The organism is Pseudomonas syringae pv. tomato str. DC3000 (assembly GCF_000007805.1).
Lineage (GTDB): Bacteria > Pseudomonadota > Gammaproteobacteria > Pseudomonadales > Pseudomonadaceae > Aquipseudomonas > Aquipseudomonas avellanae.
This window is the reverse complement of the sequence record NC_004578.1, coordinates 1,377,849-1,399,371: the sequence shown is the minus strand read 5'-3', so window position 1 is coordinate 1,399,371 and position 21,523 is coordinate 1,377,849. Positions and strand designations below refer to the sequence as shown.

The following is a 21,523-nucleotide window of genomic DNA, read 5'->3' as shown; positions in this document are numbered from 1 at the left end:
CGCCAACAAGGAATTGAACATGTCCACAGAAACCCTGCTGAAGACCCCCCTGCACGCCCTTCACCGCGAACTCGGCGCGAAGATGGTGCCCTTTGCCGGTTACGACATGCCGGTGCAATACCCGGCTGGCGTAATGAAAGAACACCTGCACACCCGCGCTCAGGCCGGACTGTTCGATGTTTCGCACATGGGCCAGATTCGCCTCAGCGGTGCCGATGCCGCCAAGACACTGGAAACCCTGGTGCCCGTGGACATCATCGATTTGCCGGTCGGCATGCAGCGCTATGCGATGTTCACCAACGAAACCGGCGGCATTCTCGATGACCTGATGGTTGCCAATCTCGGCAACAATGAGCTGATGCTGGTGGTCAACGCCGCCTGCAAGGATCAGGACCTGGCCCACCTGCGCAAGCACCTGGCGGGGCGTTGCGAGATCGAACCGCTGTTTGAACAACGCGCGCTGCTCGCGCTGCAAGGCCCGGCGGCGGTGACCGTATTGGCCCGCCTCGCGCCAGAAGTGGCGCACATGACCTTCATGCAGTTCACTCGCGTCACGCTGCTGGGTGCTCAGTGCTACGTCAGCCGCTCGGGCTATACCGGCGAAGACGGTTACGAGATCTCGGTACCGGCCGAACAGGCAGAAGCCCTGGCGCGCCGCTTGCTGGAAGAACCCGAAGTGGCCCCGATCGGCCTCGGCGCAAGGGACTCGCTGCGCCTGGAAGCCGGGCTCTGCCTGTACGGTCATGACATGGACACGCAAACCTCGCCGATTCAGGCCAGCCTGCTGTGGGCCATTTCGAAGGTGCGTCGCGCCGATGGTGCGCGTGCCGGTGGTTTTCCGGGAGCCGAGTCTGTTTTCGCCCAGCAAGGTAACGGCGTGGACAAAAAGCGTGCAGGCCTGCTGCCTCAGGAGCGTACGCCGGTGCGTGAAGGCACCCAGATCGTCAATGACCAGGACGTTGTCATCGGTACGGTGTGCAGCGGCGGTTTCGGCCCAAGCCTGGGCGGCCCGCTGGCGATGGGTTATCTGCACAGCGATTACACCGCGCTCGATACACCTGTCTGGGCAATGGTGCGCGGCAAGAAAGTGCCCATGCTCGTTACCAAAATGCCTTTTGTTGCGCAACGTTACTTCCGTGGCTAATGAGCGGCTAAATAGCGGCGTCAAAAAAACAGCAATAACCCGTGCAGGTGCAGGCACTGTTCCCCAATGATGTTTCGAGAGGGGAACACCCTGTTCTATATGCAAAGAATGCACCTCTAAAGTGCAAAATATTATGAACGCTTGAACACCGCGCCCCACGCAGGAACACGCCCATATACCGCTAAAGCCCCGTAAACAGGGGCGATGCAAGGGGCTTGTATTTATCACGAGAGTTGGCGTAGAGTTTCTGAACTGTGTTTGCATAGGTCGCTGAATCGGGACCTGGGCAGTAGCTCTAGGTTTGCTACAACCCGCTCTACGTTTCTTACTTCCTGCAACCAGCCCAGTACTCTTTCATGAGAAAGAGGCTGTCATTAATTCAAGCGTCAAAGGAAATAAGAAAATGGCTGAACGTCAGAGCGGCACCGTCAAGTGGTTCAACGACGAAAAAGGTTTTGGTTTTATCACTCCGGAGAGCGGTCCAGACCTGTTCGTGCACTTTCGCGCCATTCAAGGCAACGGCTTCAAGAGCCTGAAAGAAGGCCAGAAAGTGACCTTCATTGCTGTGCAGGGTCAGAAGGGTCTGCAGGCTGACGAAGTACACGCCGAAGGCTAAGCCGCTACGCAGCGCGACTACGCAAAAGCCCCTGGTATCGCTACCAGGGGCTTTTTTACGGGTGAAAGACAGGCGCCCATGAAAAAGCCGACTCAGGGTCGGCTTTTTCGGTGAATCTACGTGCCGTTATCCGGCGCGGCGTAACAGATACAACCCCGCAAACGCACAGGCTGCTGCAGGTATCAGCACCGCCAGCAACGGCGGGAAGCCAAACAGCAAGCTCGACGGGCCCAGCAGGTCCTGGATGATGCGGAAGGTGAAGCCGACCACAACCCCGGTAAACACGCGCTGCCCCAAAGTCACCGAGCGCAACGGACCGAAGATGAACGAGATGGCCATCAGTACCAGCGCCACTGTGACGGCCGGTTGCAATACCTTGGTCCAGAACGCTAGCCAGTAGCGGCCGTTGCTCAGCCCCTGATCAGCCAGGTAATGCGCGTAGCTCCACAAGCCGCTGATCGACAGCGACTCGGGCGGCATGATCACCGTGCTCAGCAGTTGCGGGCTCAGTGATACGTCCCAACGCTCGTCCGGCGCATTGACGACTTCCGTGCGGCCTTCCTTGAAATGCGTGGTGCTGACGTCCTTCAATTCCCAGTAATCGGTCTTGAAGTGAGCCTCTTTGGCGAAGCTTGAGGTCAGCATGTGGCGCTGGTCGTCGAAACGATAGCGTGTCACACCCAGCATCAACCCGTTGGGCTGCACAGTGTTGATGTGAATGAACTCGTCGCCCTGACGGTGCCACAGGCCGTGCCGGGCACTTTGTGCATCACCCGACCCCTGGGCCAGCGAGCGAGCCGCCTGCGCCTGGTTCTCGGCGTAAGGCGCAACGTATTCGCCGACCAGCACACCGGCCACCATCAACAGCAGCATGGGCTTCATGACCGACCAGACGATGCGCCCGATGGACACACCGGCGGCGCGCATGATGGTCAGTTCGCTGCTGCTGGCCAGCGTGCCCAGCCCGATCAGGCAGCCGATCAATGCGGCCATCGGCAGCGTGTCGTAAACGCGCCGCGGCGCGGTCATCATCACGTAACTGAGGGCATCCACAAGCGTGTAGGTGTCATTGATATCGGCCATCTCGTCGATGAAGGCGAACAGCGAAACCAGCCCCAGAATGATCCCCAATACCGCAAGAATCGCCAGAAATACGCTTTTACCGATGTAACGATCAAGCTTGACCACGAGTCACCTCCGTGACGCTGCGACGACTCGCCATCTTCAGACGCAGAGGCTCCCAGTAAAACAGCACCAGACCGATGCCCAGATAAATGCCATGAACCCACCACATGCCGAGGCTGAGGGGCAGCTTGCCTTTCTCCAGCGAACTGCGCACCGAAATCAGAATGGCCAGGTAAGACATGTACAGAAGGATCGCCGGCAGCAGCTTCAGGTAACGGCCCTGACGCGGATTGACCCGTGACAACGGGATGGCCATCAAGGTGACGATGAACACCGACAGCGGCAGCGAAATGCGCCACTGCAATTCAGCAACGGAACGCGGTGCAGGGTTGCCGAACAGCTCGCTGGTCGGAATGGCTTCGCGGTCAGTGATTTCTTCGCTGATTTCCGGCTTGGGCAACGCCGCCCCATACGTGTCGTACTTGACCACGCGGTAGTCAGCGGCACCCGGATTGCCATCGTAGCGGTAGCCGTTTTCGAGGATCAGGAAGCGACTGCCATTGGGCTGGACCTCCTGGTGCCCCTTCTCGGCCACCAGCACGGTAATGCCGTTGTCCTTGCTCTTGTCGTTGGACATGCGCTTTTCAGAGATGAACACGCCCGCCAGCTGCGAGCGATCTTCCGACAGCTCTTTGGTGTAGGTGATACGCGTACCGTCACGCAATGCCTGGAAACGTCCCGGCACCAGCGTGTCGAACTCGGTCATGGCGTCCTGCTGGTTAATCAGTTGCGAAAACTGCGCAGCGCCCTGGGGAGCCAGGCTGAAACTCAGCCAGGCGACCAGCAACCCGACCAACGCTGCCGGGCCCATGGTGATAGCAAGCAGACGCTGCTGGCTCATGCCGGTCGCGGCCAGCACGGTCATTTCACTCTCCAGATACAGGCGCCCGTACGCCATGAGGATGCCGAGGAACAGGCCCAGCGGCAGGATCACCTGCAAAAAACCCGGCAGGCGAAAGCCCATGATCAGGAACAGCACGCCAGGATCAAGCGCGCCGGACGCAGCCTGCGCCAGGTACTTGATGAAGCGCCCGCTCATGATGAACACCAGCAGCACGGCGCTGACCGCACTCAGGGTAAGCAGCACTTCTCGGGACAGATAACGGAAGACAATCAAACCAGACACTCCAGAGTTGTCAGGCTCAGGCAGCCAAACAGGGAAAATTGTGAGCTACGGCAACCAGAGATTCACGCCGGCAAAAGGCGTGGGCATCAAAAAATATGCGGCATTATCCTGTGATTGTGCGTTTCTGTCACTGCGCACCGGGGATAGTTCTCACATAGAGGCGAAGCAGGCCGCTCTGCGGGGTTGTCAGCAGTCGTGCAGCGGGGTCAAACTGCAAGGCTTACCGCGTGCATCATCCCTGAATACATCCAGGCCATGCCGCATTCATTATTCATATTGCGACTCTCATCGTCTATTCGGGGACCCCACATGGAATTGGTTGTTAAAAGCGTAAGCCCAGAAACCTTGAAAACCGCAACACTGGTCGTCACCATTAATGAAAGCCGTGTGCTGATCGGCGCAGCCCAGTTGGTCGACATCAAGAGCGGCGGGGCCATCTCGGCGGTCCTCGAGCGCGGTGATCTGGCGGGCAAGTCCGGCCAGACACTTCTGCTGACCAACCTGCAAAACATCAAGGCCGAGCGCGTGTTGCTGGTCGGCATCGGCAAGGACGGCGAGCTGTCTGACCGCCAACTGAAGAAAATCGCCGGCAGCGTGCTGTCCAGCCTCAAAGGCCTGGGCGGCAGCGATGCGGTGATTGCGCTTGATGACCTGTCCGTGAAAAATCGCGACACGTACGGCAAGGCTCGCCTGTTTGTAGAAGCTCTGGCAGATGGCGAATACGTCTTCGACCGCTTCAAGACCCAGAAAGCCGAAGTTCGCCCCCTGAAGAAAATCACCCTGCTGACTGACAAGGTCAGCGTGGCCGATGTCGAGCGCGCTGCCAACCACGCGCAGGCCATCGCCACCGGCATGGCATTGACCCGTGACCTGGGCAACCTGCCGCCGAACATCTGCCACCCGACCTACCTGGGCGAAGAAGCCAAGGCGCTGGGCAAGGCACACAAAAACCTGAAAGTAGAGATTCACGACGAGAAGAAACTCGCCGAACTGGGCATGGGTTCTTTCCTCGCTGTGGCACAGGGCAGCGCCCAGCCGCCGCGTCTGATCGTCATGAACTATCAGGGCGGCAAGAAAGGCGACAAGCCATTTGTGCTGGTCGGCAAAGGCATCACCTTCGATACGGGCGGCATCAGCATCAAGCCGGCTGCCGGCATGGACGAAATGAAATTCGACATGTGTGGTGCTGCCAGCGTGTTCGGCACCCTGCGCGCCGTACTCGAACTGAAACTGCCGATCAATGTGGTGTGCATTCTGGCCTGCGCCGAGAACATGCCGAGCGGCACCGCGACGCGCCCGGGCGACATCGTCACTACCATGAGCGGCCAGACGGTCGAAATCCTCAACACCGACGCCGAAGGCCGTCTGGTGCTGTGCGATGCCCTGACCTACGCCGAACGTTTCAAGCCACAGGCCGTGATCGATATCGCGACCCTGACCGGCGCCTGCGTCGTTGCCTTGGGCGGCCATACCTCCGGACTGCTGGGCAACAACGACGCGCTGATCAATCAGTTGCTCGATGCGGGCAAACTGGCTGATGACCGCGCCTGGCAGTTGCCTTTGTTCGATGAGTACCAGGAGCAACTCGACAGCCCGTTCGCCGACATCGCCAATATCGGCGGCCCGAAAGGCGGCACTATCACCGCAGCCTGCTTCCTGTCGCGCTTCACCAAGGCTTATGAATGGGCCCACCTGGACATCGCCGGCACTGCATGGCTGAGCGGCGGCAAGGACAAAGGCGCCACCGGGCGTCCGGTTCCGCTGCTGACCCAGTACCTGCTCGACCGCGCCGGCGTATAAAAAAGAAACCCTGGCGTGTCGGCTTCACGGTCGATACGCCATTGGTTCTGGAACCTGTATGACCCAAGTCGACTTCTACATCCTGCCCAGCGCTGACCCTGCGGCCCGCCTGGACTTTGCCTGCAAACTCACGGAAAAGGCCTGGCGCCTGGGCCACAAGGTTTACCTGCACTGCAGCGATGCAGCGCAGCGTGAAGACCTGGACGCACGGCTCTGGCGCTTCCGGGGCGAAGTGTTTCTGCCCCACGGCGACGCCGAGAGCGATCACGATGCACCCGTGGTGCTGGGCCTGGGCGATGACTCGGGCACGCATCAGGACCTGCTGGTCAACCTCGACCTGAGCATTCCGGCCTTCTTCAAGCGCTTCGCCCGTGTCGCGGAAGTGGTTGTCGAAGACCCGGCCATACGCCTTGCCGCACGCGAGAGTTTCCGTTCCTACCGCGAACAGGGCTATCCTCCGCAAGATCACCGACTGCAGCGTCTTTGAGGACACGATGGACACTTCAAAAAAAGCTGAATCCGCGCATTTGCTGGACGATCTGGAATCGATCCGCCAACTGCTCGGCGATGACTCCGCACAACCTCCGTTACTGACCGACACCGTCCACCGCGAGGGCCAGATCCCCCTGCTGTTCGATGTGGTTGGTAGCCGGCCTGACTCGGTACACCCGGAAAACTTGGACGAAGACGATATCCCGACGTTGACGGCTGATGCGCCGGTGGAGCAGTTGCAACAGGTTCAGCAGGCTCAAGCGCTGCCCAACCCCGATGCGTTGCTGCACCTGGACACCGAACTGCGTGCCGCCGCGCAACTGATCATGCAAGACGTGATTGATGACTTTGCACCGCATATCGAGACTGAAATCAAGCGACGGCTGGAGGCCAGGCTGGAGCGGCTGTTGGCGCAGCAGCAGAAGTGAGGGGGTGGTCAGGAACCCGGAACACGCGCGCGTAGAGATTCTGTCAGGGAGAGTTCAATGCGGTGCGGATCTCGGCTATGCGCCGCATCATTTTCCGCCTCCTGCGCCTCGGGATCGACGACGGCAATACGATCCAGCGCGTCATAGCGATATCGACACAGTACGCGTCTGGCTTCAGGCCTGTCGTTCATGGCGGCGTCCGCCCTGCAAGTAAAGTCTGAATACCGATCATGCCCCCTTGACCACCCGCCGCCTACTGACAGAACTACCAGCTTGTGGCCCCGCGCTTATGGCTTGTCGCTTGCCCACAGGTCTATACTTACCGGTTTCCGAATCAAGGCCACAGGTTCCCGCCGCGCATGGACAAGACTTACCAGCCTCACGCCATCGAAACTTCCTGGTACCAGACCTGGGAGTCCGAGAACTATTTCGCTCCGCAGGGCGCGGGTGACTCGTACACCATCATGATCCCGCCGCCGAATGTCACGGGCAGCCTGCACATGGGTCACGGTTTCAACAACGCGATCATGGACGCGCTGATCCGTTTCCGGCGCATGCAGGGTCGCAACACGCTGTGGCAACCGGGCACCGACCACGCCGGTATCGCCACGCAGATGCTGGTCGAGCGTCGCCTCGAAGCGCAAGGCGTAAGCCGTCACGAGCTGGGTCGCGAGAAGTTTCTCGACAAGATCTGGGAATGGAAAGCCGAGTCCGGCGGCAATATCAGCCGTCAGATCCGCCGCCTGGGTTCGTCCGTCGACTGGAGCCGTGAGCGCTTCACCATGGACGACGGCTTGTCCGATGCCGTGAAAGAAGCCTTCGTGCGCCTGCATGAAGACGGTCTGATCTACCGTGGCAAGCGCCTGGTCAACTGGGACACCAAGCTGCACACCGCGATCTCCGACCTCGAAGTGGAAAATCACGACGAAAAAGGCCATCTGTGGAACCTGCGCTACCCGCTGGCGGACGGCGCAAAAACCGCCGAGGGCCTGGATTACCTGATCGTTGCCACTACCCGCCCGGAAACCATGCTCGGTGACGCTGCTGTTGCCGTGAACCCGCAGGACGAGCGCTACAAGGCGCTGATTGGCAAGTTCGTCGAGCTGCCGCTGGTTGGCCGCCGCATCCCGATCATTGCCGATGATTACTGCGACCCTGAATTCGGCACCGGCTGCGTGAAAATCACCCCGGCCCACGATTTCAACGACTATGAAGTCGGCAAGCGCCACAACCTGCCGCTGCTGAACATTTTCGACAAGAATGCCAATGTGTTGCCTGCCGCCCAGGTGTTCAACCTCGACGGCAAGCTGAACGAAAGCGTTGACGGCACCCTGCCCGCGGCCTACGCCGGGCTGGACCGTTTTGAAGCGCGCAAGCAGATCGTCGCTGCATTCGATGCCGCCGGCCTGCTGGTCAGCATAGATGATCACGCCCTGAAGGTGCCGAAAGGCGACCGCTCCGGCACCATCATCGAGCCATGGCTGACCGACCAATGGTACGTGTCCACCAAGCCGCTGGCCGAGCCTGCAATCGCTGCGGTCGAAGACGGTCGCATCGCCTTCGTGCCCAAGCAATACGAAAACATGTACTTCTCGTGGATGCGTGACATCCAGGACTGGTGCATCAGCCGCCAGCTCTGGTGGGGCCACCGCATCCCGGCCTGGTACGACGAGTCCGGCAAAGTCTATGTAGGTCGTGACGAAGCCGAAGTTCGCGCCAAGAACAACCTGGGCCCGGAAATCGCGCTGCAGCAGGACAACGACGTACTCGACACCTGGTTCAGTTCGGGACTGTGGACCTTCTCCACGCTCGGATGGCCGGAAAAGACCAAGGCACTGGAGACTTTCCACTCCACGGACGTGCTGGTCACCGGCTTCGACATCATTTTCTTCTGGGTCGCCCGGATGATCATGCTCACCCTGCATTTGGTGAAGAACGAAGACGGCACGCCGCAAGTCCCGTTCAAGACGGTGTATGTGCACGGCCTGGTGCGTGATGGCCAGGGCCAGAAGATGTCCAAGTCCAAGGGCAACGTTCTGGACCCGCTGGACATCGTTGACGGTATCGACCTCGAAACGCTGGTAGAGAAACGCACCAGTGGCCTGATGCAACCGCAACTGGCGAAGAAGATCGAGAAGCAGACCCGTCAGGAATTCGCCGATGGCATCGCCAGCTATGGCACCGACGCCCTGCGCTTCACCTTCTGTTCGCTGGCGTCTACCGGTCGCGACATCAAGTTCGACATGGGCCGCGTCGAGGGCTATCGCAACTTCTGCAACAAGATCTGGAACGCCGCACGTTACGTGCTGGACAAGGGCGAAGACTGCGGCCAGAACGGCGAAGCCGTCGAACTGTCGCTGGCGGATCGCTGGATCATCTCGCAATTGCAACGCACCGAAGCCGAAGTGACCCGCCAACTGGACCAGTTCCGTTTCGACCTCGCCGCGCAGGCGTTGTACGAGTTCATCTGGAACCAGTATTGCGACTGGTATCTGGAGCTGTCCAAGCCTGTGCTGTGGGACGAAACCGCATCGATCGAACGTCAGCGCGGCACACGTCGCACGCTGGTTCGCGTGCTGGAAGTCGCGCTGCGTCTGGCGCATCCATTCATGCCGTTCATCACAGAAGAAATCTGGCAGCGCCTTGCGCCGCTGGCCGGTGTGGAAGGCAAGACCATCATGCTGCAACCCTGGCCCGTGGCCAACGAAGCACGCATCGATCAGGCTGCCGAAGACGACATCGAATGGCTCAAGGGCCTGATGCTTGCCGTGCGTAACATCCGTGGCGAAATGAACATCGGTCCGGGCAAGCCGCTGCAACTGTTCCTCAAGAACGTCAGTGCCGACGACCAGCGTCGCCTGAGCGAAAACGACTACCTGCTCAGGAAGCTGGCCAAGCTTGAGTCCATGACGGTGTTGACCGACGGTGCCGAAGCGCCGCTGTCTGCCACCGCGCTTGTGGGCGACATGGAAGTGCTGGTGCCGATGGCCGGGTTGATCGACAAAGGGGCGGAACTCGCGCGCCTGGACAAGGAAATCCAGCGCCTGCAAGGCGAAGTGCAACGTGTGGGCGGCAAGCTGTCCAACGCAGCATTCGTTGACAAAGCGCCGCCTGACGTCATCGCCAAGGAACGCGCCAAGCTGACCGAGGCCGAACAGGCACTGGGCAAACTGGCCGAGCAACACGCGCGCATCGCCAGCCTGTAAGGTGGTCAGAGAAGCCAGCCCATACGTGGGCTGGCTTTTTGTTATCTGGCCTTTGTTATCCCCATGTCCTGTATTGACCTACTCGCAGCCGAAATCGAATCCATGACCGATACCCCGAAACCTCCGCGCAAGAAGCCTCAGCGACCGGCCAAGCCCGCTGCGCCGCGTGAGAAAGCCACCTTGCACCCGCGCAATCGTCATCAGGGGCATTACGATTTTCCGAAGCTGATCAAATCCAGTCCTGAACTGGCCGCGTTCGTGATCCTCAACCCCTACGGCAAGGAAAGCATCGACTTCGCCAACCCACAGGCAGTGCGGGTGTTCAATCGCGCGCTGCTCAAGGCGTTCTATGGCATCGCGCACTGGGACATTCCGGCGGATTATCTGTGTCCGCCCATTCCGGGGCGCGCGGACTACCTGCACTTTCTCGCCGACGTGCTCGCTGAAGACCACGAAGGCGTGATCCCGCGCGGGGCATCGGTCAAGGCGCTGGACATCGGAACGGGTGCCAACTGCATTTACCCGCTGCTGGGGCATAGCGACTATGGCTGGCAGTTTGTCGGTTCGGACATCGACAGCACCGCAGTCGCCGCCGCGACGGCCATCGTCAAGGCCAACGGTTTGCACAAAGCCATCAGCGTGCGCCTGCAGGGCAATCGCAAGCAAATCCTGCTTGGGCTATGCGACAGCAACGAACGCTTCGACGTGAGCCTCTGCAACCCGCCCTTCCATGCTTCACTGGACGAAGCACAACGCGGTAGCCAGCGAAAATGGCGCGCACTGGGCAAGGCCGACCCCAAGCGCAAGCTGCCGGTGCTCAACTTCGGCGGGCAGTCACAGGAACTGTGGTGCGAGGGCGGCGAAATCGGCTTCGTGACGCAACTGATCCAGGAAAGCGCCAGGTTACCCGGCCTGGTGGTGTGGTTCAGCACCCTGGTGTCCAAAGCAAGCAACCTGCCGCCAATCCAGAGCGCCCTGAAAAAAGCCGGCGCGCTTGAAGTGAAGGTCGTGGAGATGGGCCAGGGCCAGAAACAAAGCCGCTTCGTGGCCTGGACCTTCCTCGACAAGGCACAGCGTACACCAGGCTGACTCGACTCTGGCTATCGTGCGACGCTCTGCGTCCTCTCTTGAGTGTGCAGTGCGGCACAGATTTGTGACGCAGAGCGTCACGCAATGCATTCCCACGCTGGAGCGTAGGGAACGATAATCTCAACTATCGTGCGCCCCCACGCCGGCAGGCCGTAATCTCAACTATCGTGCGACGCTCTGCGTCGCATGCCGTTCTGGACGCTCTGCGTCCTCTCTTGAGTATGCAGTGCGGCACAGATTCGTGACGCAGAGCTTCACGCAGTGCATTCCCACTGGAGCGTAGGGAACGATAATCTCAACTGCCATGCGACGCTCTGGCGAGAGTTGCCTGATCAGACGCCCACAAAAAAGCCGCGCCCGGTGAACCGGTGCACGGCTTTTTACAGCAAGCGGGTGCTTACTTGTTGATCGAGTCGGTCAGCACTTTGGCTGGTACGAACTTGATAACTTTCTTGGCAGCGATTTCGATGGCAGCGCCAGTCGAAGGGTTGCGGCCGGTGCGAGCTGGACGCTCTGCAACTTTCAGCTTGCCGATACCCGGCAAAGTGATTTCAACGCCGTTTTCCAATTGGTCGGCAACAATTTGGCCCAATTGCTCAAGAGCATTACGCGCGGTGGTTTTTGGCGCGTCGATAGCTTCAGCGATATCGGCGATCAATTGGTCTTTAGTAAGAGCCATGGTGGTGTTCCTTCCCTATCAAATTCATTTGGATTGCAGAGCGCAACGTCGGCCCGTGGCCAGGCAATGAACCTGGCCACCCGCTAGCAGCCACGATTAATCGCGAAAGTGTAGATACTGAAACCGGGCAATGGTTCGACCCACGTGTGCGCTAACTGCATGCTTGACGCGCTAAGTGCGCAAGACCGCGCAAAACTAGCACAGAGCCGGGCAAATATCCGCCCCTACCTATCCTTTTGGTCAGGTTTTAATGGTAATTGCGCAAAAAACATCCAGTAAACACCCGCTGCCAGCGAAAACCAGCTAGCTCGGGCCAACAGGCACATGCGTGCGTTACACTTGGCGCCTTGCAACGAGCTGCACGCTCTTCACCTTTTTCAGCCGAGAAGCCCATGCCGATCCGTCATTGCATCGTCCACCTGATCGAAAAAAAACCCGACGGTACGCCCGCTGTTCTCCATGCACGCGACTCCGAACTCGCTGAGTCCCAGGCCATCGAAAACATGCTGGCCGACCTCAACGAGAGCTATAACGCCAAACAAGGCAAGGCATGGGGCCTGTTCCATCCCGAGTCCGGCGCGCACCCTTTCAGCGGCTGGCTGAAAGAGTATCTGGACGGCGGCAAAGACTTCACGGCGTTCTCCAGAGTGTCAGTCGAGCACCTGCAGAAGCTGATGGAAGAATCCAACCTGTCCGTCGGCGGCCATGTGTTGTTCGCCCATTACCAGCAAGGCATGACCGACTACCTGGCCATCGCCCTGTTGCACCACAGCGACGGTGTGGCGGTGAATGCCGAACTGGACGTGACCCCTTCTCGCCATCTGGATCTGGGCCAGTTGCACCTTGCCGCTCGCATCAATATTTCCGAGTGGCAGAACAACAAACAGTCCAAACAGTACATTTCCTTCATCAAGGGCAAGAACGGCAAGAAGGTCTCCGAGTATTTCCGCGACTTCATCGGCTGCCAGGAAGGCGTGGACGGCCCCGGCGAAACCCGCACGTTGCTCAAAGCCTTCAGTGACTTTGTCGAAAGTGAAGACCTGCCGGAAGAGTCGGCACGCGAGAAGACCAAGACCCTGATCGACTACGCCAGCAGCCAGAGCAAGATGGGCGAACCAATGGGCCTTGAAGCGCTGTCCGAGCTGATCGACGAAAATCAGCCAAGGGCGTTTTACGACCACATCCGCAACAAGGACTACGGCCTGTCCCCGGAAATCCCGGCGGATAAACGCACCCTCAACCAGTTCCGCCGCTTCACAGGCCGCGCCGAGGGCCTGTCGATCAGCTTCGAAGCTCACTTGCTGGGCGACAAGATCGAGTACGACGAAACCGCAGGCACCCTGATTATCAAGGGGCTGCCGACCCAACTGACCGATCAGTTGAAACGACGGTAATCCGCCATGCTGATACGCACCCTCAAGAAGTTTGCGCTGATCATGCTGGTGGTGGTCATTTACCAGAACTGGGGCAGGATCGAAAACTTCATCAACCCACCGCCAGCGAGCGTTGCCCAGCGCTACAGCCAGGCAAAAGTGGTGATGTACGCCACCGACTGGTGCGGCTACTGCAAACAGACGCGACGTTTTCTGGACAGCAAAGGGATCGCGTATCAGGAGTTCGACATCGAGAAGTCAGACGAAGGCCGCAAGGCCTATGAAGCGCTGGGTGGACGTGGCATCCCGCTGATCAATGTCAACGGCACCCTGATCCGGGGCTTCGCACCGGATGAGATATTGGCGGCGTTGAAGTGAAGCCTCACCCGCTGTCGATTGCAGCGGGCTCGCGAGAAAGCTCCCAATTGTTATGTCGCGTCTCAGAGCACTTCGCGCCTGTGAGCAGGCTTGCTCACAAAGAGGCCCGTATGACCGCCGAATATTGACGCCCCTGTCAGTCCGTCTTCGCGAGCAAGCTCGCTCCCACTTGCCCTTCGACTTCAGCGTTTCTCGACCCGAAAACCCAGTCGCGGGAAGTGCACGTGTACCACACCGGCGCGATTGTCTTCGCGGCGCAGGATCAGTTCTTCGCGTCCGGTAAACATCAGCTCGCCTTCAACCGCTTCAACGCCGTAGTCGACCGCGGCGATGGCGACTTTATCGCCCGCCTTGAAGCCGTTCGGGTCAATGAAGGTTTCATCGGGCAAAGGCGCGGGCGTGGCGTTGCTGGCGATTTCGATGGCAGCGGCGGAACTCAGGTCGCTCAAGCTGCCGTGGCCAAATCCCAGTACGCGATCCAGCCAGACGCTGACACTTGGGTAATCATCGACAAACGGCGCCGTCACTGGCGTCTGTTTGAGGAACCACAGCGTGTGGGCGACCGAGAAATCGGCAATTGAAGGCGCACCGAACAGGAAGTCACCGCCGTGCGACAGTTGCGACTCAAGACGTGACATGAACGTTGGCCATTGGTGTTTGACCTGCTCGACGGGCGGGCGCGAAGCGGTGCCACCGTTGAACAGCATGGAGCGGTCAGCAATGAATGCCTTGGCGGCGTCAGGCGGTACTTTGGCAAAGCGCACGGCCATCGATTCAGGCTGAAACACCAGGCTCACTGCATGCAGAAACAGCACCGAGTCGGCCCAGGCGGCCAGGCCGGCCACGGCAAACTCCTGGCCTTGCGGGTAGAAGGCCGGCGAGGCTTTTTCCTGCTCCAGACGCCGGGCCATCAGCGCCGTGTCACAGTAGATATCTGCGCCGATCTGCAACACCGGCGTTTTGCGATAGCCACCGGTCAGCGCGGTCAGGTCAGGCTTGGGCATGATCGAAGGAATGGTCACCGAACGCCAGTTAACGCCCTTGAAGCCCAGCATCAAACGGGCTTTTTCGGCAAACAGCGACGTGGGGTAGTGGTGAAGAATCAACTCGGACATGTTCAGCCTCTGCGCACATGGGAAGCCGACAGATTAACCCGCAGCACCCTGCCCGCCCACAGGCTCAAACTGATGAGGCGACATCACCCTCATGGATCGGTACGTTCAGGTAGCTGGCCGCCAGTGCCTCTTTGGCGCTTTTTCTGAGTTTCTTGATCAGCCGCTCGTGACGCAACGCATCGCCCTTGCTGGGCCATTGCTCGACGTAGACCAGTGCCAGCGCCGGGCTGGAGCAGAAAAAACGTGCGCCCTTGCCGCTCTGGTGCGCGGCAAAGCGCCGTTGCGGGTTGTCGCTGATGCCGCAGTACAACGCGCCATTGGCCGCGCGCACCAGGTACACAAACCAGGGCTTGCCGAGCGAAGTTTCCAGAGCCTCAGGCACGGCGGCTCTCGGTGAAGGCTTTCAGGCCCTTGAGCGCCTGGACGCGAACCGCGTTACGCACCAGCGGTGTCCAGCCGAGCAACAGGCCTTTTGCACCCAGCGCCTGACGCGACCAACGCCACATGTCGAAATGGTCGTGGTGTTCGCAGATCTTGCCATCGCGAAACACGAAACGGGCCTGGATATCGTTGACCACCGTGCGCCCGGTCTGACTGAACAGGTAGGTCGCCACCCAGTGCGCGCTGCCCGTGCGGTCATCGGCACGCACCTGATCGAAGACCACCGAAAAGTGCTTCGCCCGAGAAGTCAGCATGCGCCACATGTCGCCCACCTGAGGGCCACGCAACTCACCGAACGCCGGATCGCTGAACAGCACATCGTCGCTGTAGCAGGCGCTCATCGCCTCGGCATCCAGCTGAGCGAATGCCCCATAAAAGCGGGTGATGAGGGCGCTGTTGGCCTGGCTTTGTTCTTCGTAGCTCATGCATGCAAATCCCTTGGCGAATGATCCGTGCACGATAAGCGGCGCAGCGGAAAATGGCGAGTGCTTGATGGCCTCACACCTTCTCGCTGCTCACCTGAACATACAGCGCACGCCCCGCGCCCATGCCCGCGATCATGGCGCCCACGCCCAGCACGGCGAAGATCCAGCCAATCGCGTCCCAACTGCCCGTCACGTCGTGCACGACGCCCACGGCGAACGGCCCCATTGACGCGATGGTGTAACCGAAGCCTTGCGCCATGCTGGACAGGTTGGAGGCCACGTGAGAATCGCGTGAGCGCAGAACGATCAGCGCCAGTGCCAGGCTGAACGTACCGCCCTGCCCCAGCCCGAGCAGAATCGCCCAGCCCCACAGCCCTTCGATGGGCGCGTACAGACAACCGAACAGGCCGGTCAGGGTCAGAGACATGACCAGCATGATCGCCAGTCGCTGGTCCTTGCCGCGGGTTGCCAGCCAGGGCGCACTCAAGGCGCTGATGACCTGCACGATGATCGAACCGGACAACAACAGCCCCGCTTCGGTCGGGGTCATGCCGCGCCCTATGAGAATGGACGGCAACCAGCCAAAGACGATGTACGACAGTGAAGATTGCAGCCCCATGTACAGCGTGACCTGCCACGCCAGTCGATCACGCAACAGGCCGTGCACACGATAGACATCGCGATGCGTGCTGTGCACCTCGCGGGCCTGCGGGAACCAGAACAACGCAGCGATCAAGGCCGGAACCAGCCAGAAACCCAGACCTATTGCCCAACTGCCACCAAAATACTGACTCAGCGGCACGGTCGAGCCAGCGGCTATTGCCGCCCCCAGGCACAGCGCCATGGTATATACGCCCGTCATGGCACCCGCCTGACGCGGAAAATCGCGCTTGACGATACCGGGCAACAGCACCCCGATGATGCCGATACTCGCGCCCGCCAGCAGGCTGCCGCTGAACAGGCCGACTTCACCGAAAAGACTGCGCAGGGCCATGCCGGCAGCCAGGCTCAGCAAAATCACCAGCACCACCCGCTCACTGCCGAAACGGCGCGCAAGAATCGGTGCCAGCGGCGCGAACAGGCCCAGGCAAAGCACAGGCAGCGTGGTCAGCAAACCAGCCTCGGCAGCCGACATGCCCAGGCTATCGGACACTTCGTTGAGCAGTGGCGCGATGCTGGACAACGCAGGGCGCAGGTTGAGGGCAACGAGCACCAGCCCCAGCAGCAAAAGCCACGGGCGCTTCAGAGCAGGGTGAGTTGGATCGGCAGTCGGTTGGGGGCTGGGTTGAGCCTTGGCAGTCATCGGTTTCTCGGTAATCAGGTATGTCGACCCGTTTCAGGGGGGCAGTATCCTGTTGGAGAATCATCTTGAATACAAGGTTCAGCTGAAATTGCATACAGAAAAGGCCGCAAAAAAACCGGGCGCAAGGCCCGGTTTTCTGTGCAGCCGCTACCGACTCAGTGAATGATCTGACTGAGAAACAGCTTGGTGCGGTCGCTTTGCGGGTTGTCGAAGAAGTCGTTCGGTGCAGCCTGTTCGACGATTTCGCCCTTGTCCATGAAGATCACGCGGTTCGCCACGGTGCGGGCAAAGCCCATCTCGTGAGTCACGCAGAGCATGGTCATGCCCTCTTCCGCCAGGCCGACCATGGTGTCGAGTACTTCCTTGACCATTTCCGGGTCAAGCGCCGAGGTCGGCTCGTCGAACAGCATGATTTTCGGCTTCATGCACAAGGCACGGGCAATCGCCACACGCTGCTGCTGACCACCGGAAAGCTGACCCGGAAACTTGTGGGCCTGCTCTGGAATACGCACACGCTCAATGTAGTGCATGGCGATTTCTTCGGCTTTCTTCTTCGGCATCTTGCGTACCCACATCGGTGCCAGCGTGCAGTTCTGCAGGATGGTCAGGTGCGGGAACAGGTTGAAGTGCTGAAACACCATGCCGACTTCACGGCGGATGGTTTCGATCTGCTTCAGGTCGGAAGTCAGTTCGGTGCCATCAACGATGATACGGCCCTGCTGGTGCTCTTCCAGACGGTTGAGGCAGCGAATGGTGGTCGACTTGCCCGAGCCAGACGGGCCGCACAGCACGATACGTTCGCCCTGGCGCACATTCAGGTTGATGTCCTTGAGCACATGGAACTGGCCGTACCACTTGTGGACGCCCTCCATGCGGATCATGCCTTCAGCGCCCAGGGGCTTATTGATAACTTCACTCATCACAAAACTCCTAACGCTTGTGGCCTGTGTCCAGCTTATGTTCCAAATGCATGGAATAGCGGGACATACCGAAACAGAAGATCCAGAACACCAGGGCCGCGAAGACGTAGCCTTCGGTGGCCATACCCAGCCATGCCGGGTCGGCGGTGGCTTGTTTGACGCTGTTAAGCAGGTCGAACAGGCCGATAATGATCACCAGGCTGGTGTCTTTGAACAAAGCAATGAAGGTGTTGACGATGCCGGGAATGACCATCTTCAACGCCTGCGGCAGAATCACCAGACCCATGGCGCGCCAGTAACCCAGGCCCATCGCCGAGGCCGCTTCGTATTGCCCCTTGGGAATGGCCTGCATCCCGCCGCGCACCACTTCGGCGATGTACGCCGACTGGAACAGAATCACGCCGATCAGCGCCCGCAGCAGCTTGTCGAAGTTCATCCCTTCCGGCATGAACAGCGGCAGCATCACAGACGACATAAACAGTACGGTGATCAACGGCACGCCACGCCAGAACTCGATGAACGTCACGCACACCACACGCACGGCCGGCATGTTGGAGCGACGGCCGAGCGCCAGCAAAATACCCAGCGGCAAGGCACCGACGATACCCACGGTGGCAATCACCAGGGTCAGCATCAGACCGCCCCACTGGCTGGTCGGTACATTGGTCAGACCAAACGCGCCGCCGTGCAGCAGGTAGAACGCAACGACCGGGTAGATCAGCAAAAAGCAGATGCCGTACACAGCCTTGCGCGGAAACTTCGAAATGAACAGCGGCGCAGCACCGACAATCGCCAGGATTGCGGTCAGATCGACCCTCCAGCGCAGTTCATTAGGAAAGTAGCCGTACATGAACTGACCGAAGCGCTGCTCGATGAACACCCAACAGGCGCCCGCCTTGGTGCAGTCTTCCTTGGTCGTACCGATCCAGTTGGCGTCCAGCAGGGCCCAACTGAGAATCGGCGGAACGATCAGGTAGATCAGATACAGCGAGAACAGGGTCAGCAGGGTGTTGATCCAGCTGGAGAACAGGTTCTGCCGCATCCACGCGACCGGACCGAACACTTTGCCCGGTGGTGGCATATCAGGTTTGAAAGTATGGGTTGTCATGCGCGTTTCCTCACCGCTCGATCAGCGCAATGCGCTTGTTGTACCAGTTCATCAGCATGGAAATGCTGATACTGATCGCCAGGTACACACTCATGGTGATGGCAATGACTTCAATGGCCTGCCCGGTCTGGTTGAGCACCGTACCGGCAAACAGGGAAACCATTTCCGGATAACCGATGGCTGCTGCCAGCGACGAGTTTTTCGCCAGGTTCAGGAACTGACTGGTCAACGGCGGGATGATCACTCGCAGCGCCTGCGGAATGATGACCTTGCGCAGTGTCGGCCCAGGGCGCAGCCCCAGCGAACGGGCGGCCTCGGTCTGACCATGGCTGACCGACTTGATGCCGGAGCGCACGATTTCAGCAATGAAGGCTGCGGTGTAGATCGTCAGTGCCAGGGTCAGGGAGATCAACTCGGGAATCAGCACCCAGCCGCCGGTGAAGTTGAAGCCCTTGAGCTGCGGCAGCTCCCAGTGCACCGGGCTGCCGAAGATCAGCATGCTCAGGCCGGGAATCGACAGCAACAACGCCAGGCCGACCCAGAACTTGTGAAACGGCTGGCCGGTCGCCTCGAAACGCTTGTTGGCCCAACGCACCATCATCACAACCGCGATCACCGCGACCACGATGCTGATCAGAAACGCCCATGCGCCTTCGGCAGGCAGTGCTCCGGGCATGTTGAGCCCACGACTGCTGACGTAGAACATGTCCAGATAACCATGTGCCTGACGCGGACCGGGCAACGTGAGGAATACGGCGGTGTACCAGAACAGGATTTGCAGCAGTGGCGGAATGTTGCGGAAGACTTCGACATACACGGTTGCCAGCTTGCTGATCATCCAGTTCGGAGACAGGCGAGCGACACCAATGACAAAGCCCAGCAAGGTCGCCAGGACAATACCGATAACCGATACCAGCAAGGTGTTCAGCAAACCGATGACGAACACGCGAGCATAAGTGTCCGATTCGCTGTAGTCGATCAGGTGTTGAGCAATGCCGAAGCCGGCACTGTTTTCAAGAAAACCGAAACCCGAGGTAATACCACGGTGTTGCAGGTTGGTCTGGGTGTTGTCGAAAATGAACCAGCCAAACGCGATCACCGCCACGACAGTGATGATCTGAAATAACCACGCGCGCACTTTCGGATCGCTCAGAGAGAGCTTTTGCTTGGGTGCGACGATTTGCTTTTCCATGAAATGCCCCAGGAAAAATCCAACAGAACAACGCCCGACAGGCTGGGAAGCCTGTCGGGCGCCGGGTCAATCAACGAATAGGTGGTGCGTACTGGATGCCGCCGGCATTCCACAGAGCGTTCTGGCCACGCTTGATTTTCAGCGGGGTGCCTTCGCCCAGGTTGCGTTCGAACACTTCGCCGTAGTTACCGACTTGCTTGACGATCTGCACGACCCAGTCCTTCGGCAGGTTCAGGTCCTTGCCGTAAGTACCGTCTGCGCCGAGCATACGGGCTACGTCGGGGTTTTTGGTCGCCTTGGCTTCAGCTTCGACGTTCTTGGAAGTGATTTTGGCTTCCTCGGCGTTGAGCATGGCGAACAGGGTCCACTTGACGATCGCGAACCACTCCGGATCGTTTTTGCGCACGACAGGGCCCAGAGGCTCTTTGGAGATCACTTCCGGCAGAACGACGTAGTCGTCCGGTTTGGCCAGCTTGCTGCGCTGTGCGTAGAGCTGCGACTGGTCGGAAGTCAACACGTCGCAACGGCCGCCTTCCAGCGACTTGGCGCTTTCATCGGAGGTGTCGAAAGTGATCGGCGTGTATTTCAGGTTGTTGGAGCGGAAGTAGTCGGAGACGTTCAGCTCGGTGGTGGTACCGGCCTGGATACAGATAGTTGCACCGTCCAGTTCCTTGGCACTGTTGACGCCCAGTTTTTTGTTTACCAGAAAGCCGATGCCGTCGTAGTAAGTCACGCCGGCAAACATCAGGCCCATGGCCGAATCGCGGGAGCTGGTCCAGGTGGTGTTACGCGAAAGGATGTCGATCTCGCCCGATTGCAGTGCAGTGAAACGCTCTTTGGCGTTCAACTGGCTGAACTTGACCTTGGTGGCGTCGCCAAATACTGCGGCGGCGACTGCGCGGCAGACGTCAGCATCGATACCGGTGATCTTGCCGGTGGAGTCTGGAACGGAAAACCCTGGCAGGCCATCGCTGACGCCGCACTGAACAAACCCTTTCTTGACGATAGCGTCAAGGGTGGCGCCTGCGTTGGCAGCCCCGGTCACACCAAATGCAGCCAAGGCGGTGACGATAGCCAGGGTGGATTTCAACATCTTCATTCAAAACCTCCAGTTTGCTCTTTGTTGTGTAGGCGTTTCAGTCGCGTCGCACCTTTGTGAGGCGCTAATGACCCGTGCTGGCTTATTTTTGGGTCATGCGACGCTGGGCATAAAGGGTGAATGGCCTGCGGGATCATCCCGTCATCGCCATCATCATTCAGAATCGGCCCCGTGGACTGAAAACCCATGATTTTCCCGAACCTGTTCGGTACAGCTTGAATCGTGCCGCGAATCCTGACGCATGGACTCCCGAGCTGCTTTTCGATCGCTATAAATAGTAGCCTTATAGTGTTACCGAACGATGTGAGCGCCTCGACTCCAGTCCTGCTGTAGCAAAGCCCGTACCAGCATGCTGGCTATGTCGAATTAGCGACAGGTCAAGTCAAAAACTTGTAACCTTGCGA

The 21,523-nt window shown here is 59.3% G+C and carries 20 protein-coding genes and 1 pseudogene; 9 read left to right on the top strand and 12 right to left on the bottom strand.

All coding sequences use genetic code 11. The features are described 5' to 3' along the window. Positions 1-19: 19 nt before the first annotated feature. Positions 20-1,144: a glycine cleavage system aminomethyltransferase GcvT gene (gene gcvT, locus PSPTO_RS06730; protein ID WP_046463296.1), complete on the top strand. Its 1,125-nt coding sequence runs from the start codon at positions 20-22 to the stop codon at positions 1,142-1,144. A 403-nt stretch (positions 1,145-1,547) separates the two neighbouring features. Next, complete coding sequence (locus tag PSPTO_RS06725; protein ID WP_005764082.1) at positions 1,548-1,760, top strand: cold-shock protein; 213 nt, start codon at positions 1,548-1,550, stop codon at positions 1,758-1,760. A gap of 126 nt (positions 1,761-1,886) precedes the next feature. Here the strand turns inward: PSPTO_RS06725 and lptG are convergent, their stop codons facing one another. After that, the gene (gene lptG / locus PSPTO_RS06720; protein WP_005764084.1) at positions 1,887-2,948 is read right to left on the bottom strand and encodes an LPS export ABC transporter permease LptG; all 1,062 of its coding nucleotides are present in this window, start codon (positions 2,946-2,948) and stop codon (positions 1,887-1,889) included. Next, the gene (gene lptF / locus PSPTO_RS06715) at positions 2,935-4,062 is read right to left on the bottom strand and encodes an LPS export ABC transporter permease LptF (protein WP_003375972.1); all 1,128 of its coding nucleotides are present in this window, start codon (positions 4,060-4,062) and stop codon (positions 2,935-2,937) included. Before lptF ends, lptG begins: the two co-directional genes overlap by 14 nt. Positions 4,063-4,380: 318 nt before the next feature. Here lptF and PSPTO_RS06710 point away from each other — a divergent pair, with 318 nt between their 5' ends. From PSPTO_RS06710 to PSPTO_RS06700, 3 genes are read left to right on the top strand one after another with little or no spacing between them, the layout of a single operon-like run. Beyond that, positions 4,381-5,871 carry a leucyl aminopeptidase gene (locus PSPTO_RS06710; RefSeq protein WP_011103494.1) on the top strand — a complete coding sequence of 497 codons (1,491 nt, stop codon included), beginning with the start codon at positions 4,381-4,383 and terminating at the stop codon, positions 5,869-5,871. A gap of 58 nt (positions 5,872-5,929) precedes the next feature. Further along, a complete protein-coding gene (locus tag PSPTO_RS06705; protein ID WP_005764092.1) occupies positions 5,930-6,358 on the top strand; it encodes a DNA polymerase III subunit chi in 429 nt (142 codons plus the stop codon). Positions 6,359-6,365: 7 nt separating this feature from the next. Further along, positions 6,366-6,791 (top strand): hypothetical protein, encoded by a 426-nt coding sequence (locus PSPTO_RS06700; protein WP_005764094.1) that lies wholly within the window; start codon positions 6,366-6,368, stop codon positions 6,789-6,791. Positions 6,792-6,886: 95 nt separating this feature from the next. Here PSPTO_RS06700 and PSPTO_RS06695 read toward each other — a convergent pair. Then, positions 6,887-6,982 (bottom strand): annotated as a pseudogene (locus PSPTO_RS06695) (RHS repeat-associated core domain-containing protein); the annotation flags it as partial. Positions 6,983-7,150: 168 nt separating this feature from the next. On the opposite strand from PSPTO_RS06695, the gene PSPTO_RS06690 reads away from it, so the two are divergent. Both PSPTO_RS06690 and rlmF read left to right on the top strand, forming a co-directional pair. Further along, positions 7,151-9,997 carry a valine--tRNA ligase gene (locus PSPTO_RS06690; protein WP_011103493.1) on the top strand — a complete coding sequence of 949 codons (2,847 nt, stop codon included), beginning with the start codon at positions 7,151-7,153 and terminating at the stop codon, positions 9,995-9,997. A gap of 102 nt (positions 9,998-10,099) precedes the next feature. Continuing rightward, entirely contained in the window at positions 10,100-11,086 is a 987-nt protein-coding gene (rlmF, locus tag PSPTO_RS06685; RefSeq protein WP_032621684.1) for a 23S rRNA (adenine(1618)-N(6))-methyltransferase RlmF, read from the top strand. 397 nt (positions 11,087-11,483) lie between these two features. Here rlmF and PSPTO_RS06675 read toward each other — a convergent pair whose 3' ends face one another. Then, positions 11,484-11,765: an HU family DNA-binding protein gene (locus PSPTO_RS06675; protein WP_002552279.1), complete on the bottom strand. Its 282-nt coding sequence runs from the start codon at positions 11,763-11,765 to the stop codon at positions 11,484-11,486. Between the two features lie 392 nt (positions 11,766-12,157). Here PSPTO_RS06675 and yejK point away from each other — a divergent pair, with 392 nt between their 5' ends. Beyond that, positions 12,158-13,159 carry a nucleoid-associated protein YejK gene (gene yejK, locus PSPTO_RS06670; protein WP_005764101.1) on the top strand — a complete coding sequence of 334 codons (1,002 nt, stop codon included), beginning with the start codon at positions 12,158-12,160 and terminating at the stop codon, positions 13,157-13,159. A 6-nt stretch (positions 13,160-13,165) separates the two neighbouring features. Beyond that, a complete protein-coding gene (locus PSPTO_RS06665; protein ID WP_005764104.1) occupies positions 13,166-13,516 on the top strand; it encodes a glutaredoxin family protein in 351 nt (116 codons plus the stop codon). A gap of 182 nt (positions 13,517-13,698) precedes the next feature. Here the strand turns inward: PSPTO_RS06665 and PSPTO_RS06660 are convergent, their stop codons facing one another. The 8 genes from PSPTO_RS06660 to PSPTO_RS06625 all read right to left on the bottom strand — a co-directional run bounded on the left by PSPTO_RS06660 (position 13,699) and on the right by PSPTO_RS06625 (position 21,119). After that, entirely contained in the window at positions 13,699-14,631 is a 933-nt protein-coding gene (locus PSPTO_RS06660) for a glutathione S-transferase family protein (protein WP_005764106.1), read from the bottom strand. A gap of 64 nt (positions 14,632-14,695) precedes the next feature. After that, complete coding sequence (locus tag PSPTO_RS06655; RefSeq protein ID WP_005764108.1) at positions 14,696-15,013, bottom strand: GIY-YIG nuclease family protein; 318 nt, start codon at positions 15,011-15,013, stop codon at positions 14,696-14,698. Then, positions 15,006-15,497 carry a nuclear transport factor 2 family protein gene (locus PSPTO_RS06650; protein ID WP_005764110.1) on the bottom strand — a complete coding sequence of 164 codons (492 nt, stop codon included), beginning with the start codon at positions 15,495-15,497 and terminating at the stop codon, positions 15,006-15,008. The genes PSPTO_RS06655 and PSPTO_RS06650 overlap by 8 nt, the downstream gene beginning before the upstream one ends. Before the next feature lie 73 nt (positions 15,498-15,570). Further along, complete coding sequence (locus PSPTO_RS06645) at positions 15,571-16,800, bottom strand: CynX/NimT family MFS transporter (protein ID WP_005764112.1); 1,230 nt, start codon at positions 16,798-16,800, stop codon at positions 15,571-15,573. Between the two features lie 155 nt (positions 16,801-16,955). Continuing rightward, positions 16,956-17,720: an amino acid ABC transporter ATP-binding protein gene (locus PSPTO_RS06640; protein WP_011103489.1), complete on the bottom strand. Its 765-nt coding sequence runs from the start codon at positions 17,718-17,720 to the stop codon at positions 16,956-16,958. 10 nt (positions 17,721-17,730) lie between these two features. Next, complete coding sequence (locus PSPTO_RS06635) at positions 17,731-18,828, bottom strand: amino acid ABC transporter permease (RefSeq protein WP_005764114.1); 1,098 nt, start codon at positions 18,826-18,828, stop codon at positions 17,731-17,733. 10 nt (positions 18,829-18,838) lie between these two features. Then, positions 18,839-20,020: an amino acid ABC transporter permease gene (locus PSPTO_RS06630; RefSeq protein WP_011103488.1), complete on the bottom strand. Its 1,182-nt coding sequence runs from the start codon at positions 20,018-20,020 to the stop codon at positions 18,839-18,841. Between the two features lie 70 nt (positions 20,021-20,090). Beyond that, positions 20,091-21,119, bottom strand: coding sequence for an amino acid ABC transporter substrate-binding protein (locus PSPTO_RS06625; RefSeq protein WP_005764116.1), 1,029 nt, complete (start codon positions 21,117-21,119; stop codon positions 20,091-20,093). Between the last annotated feature and the right edge of the window lie 404 nt (positions 21,120-21,523).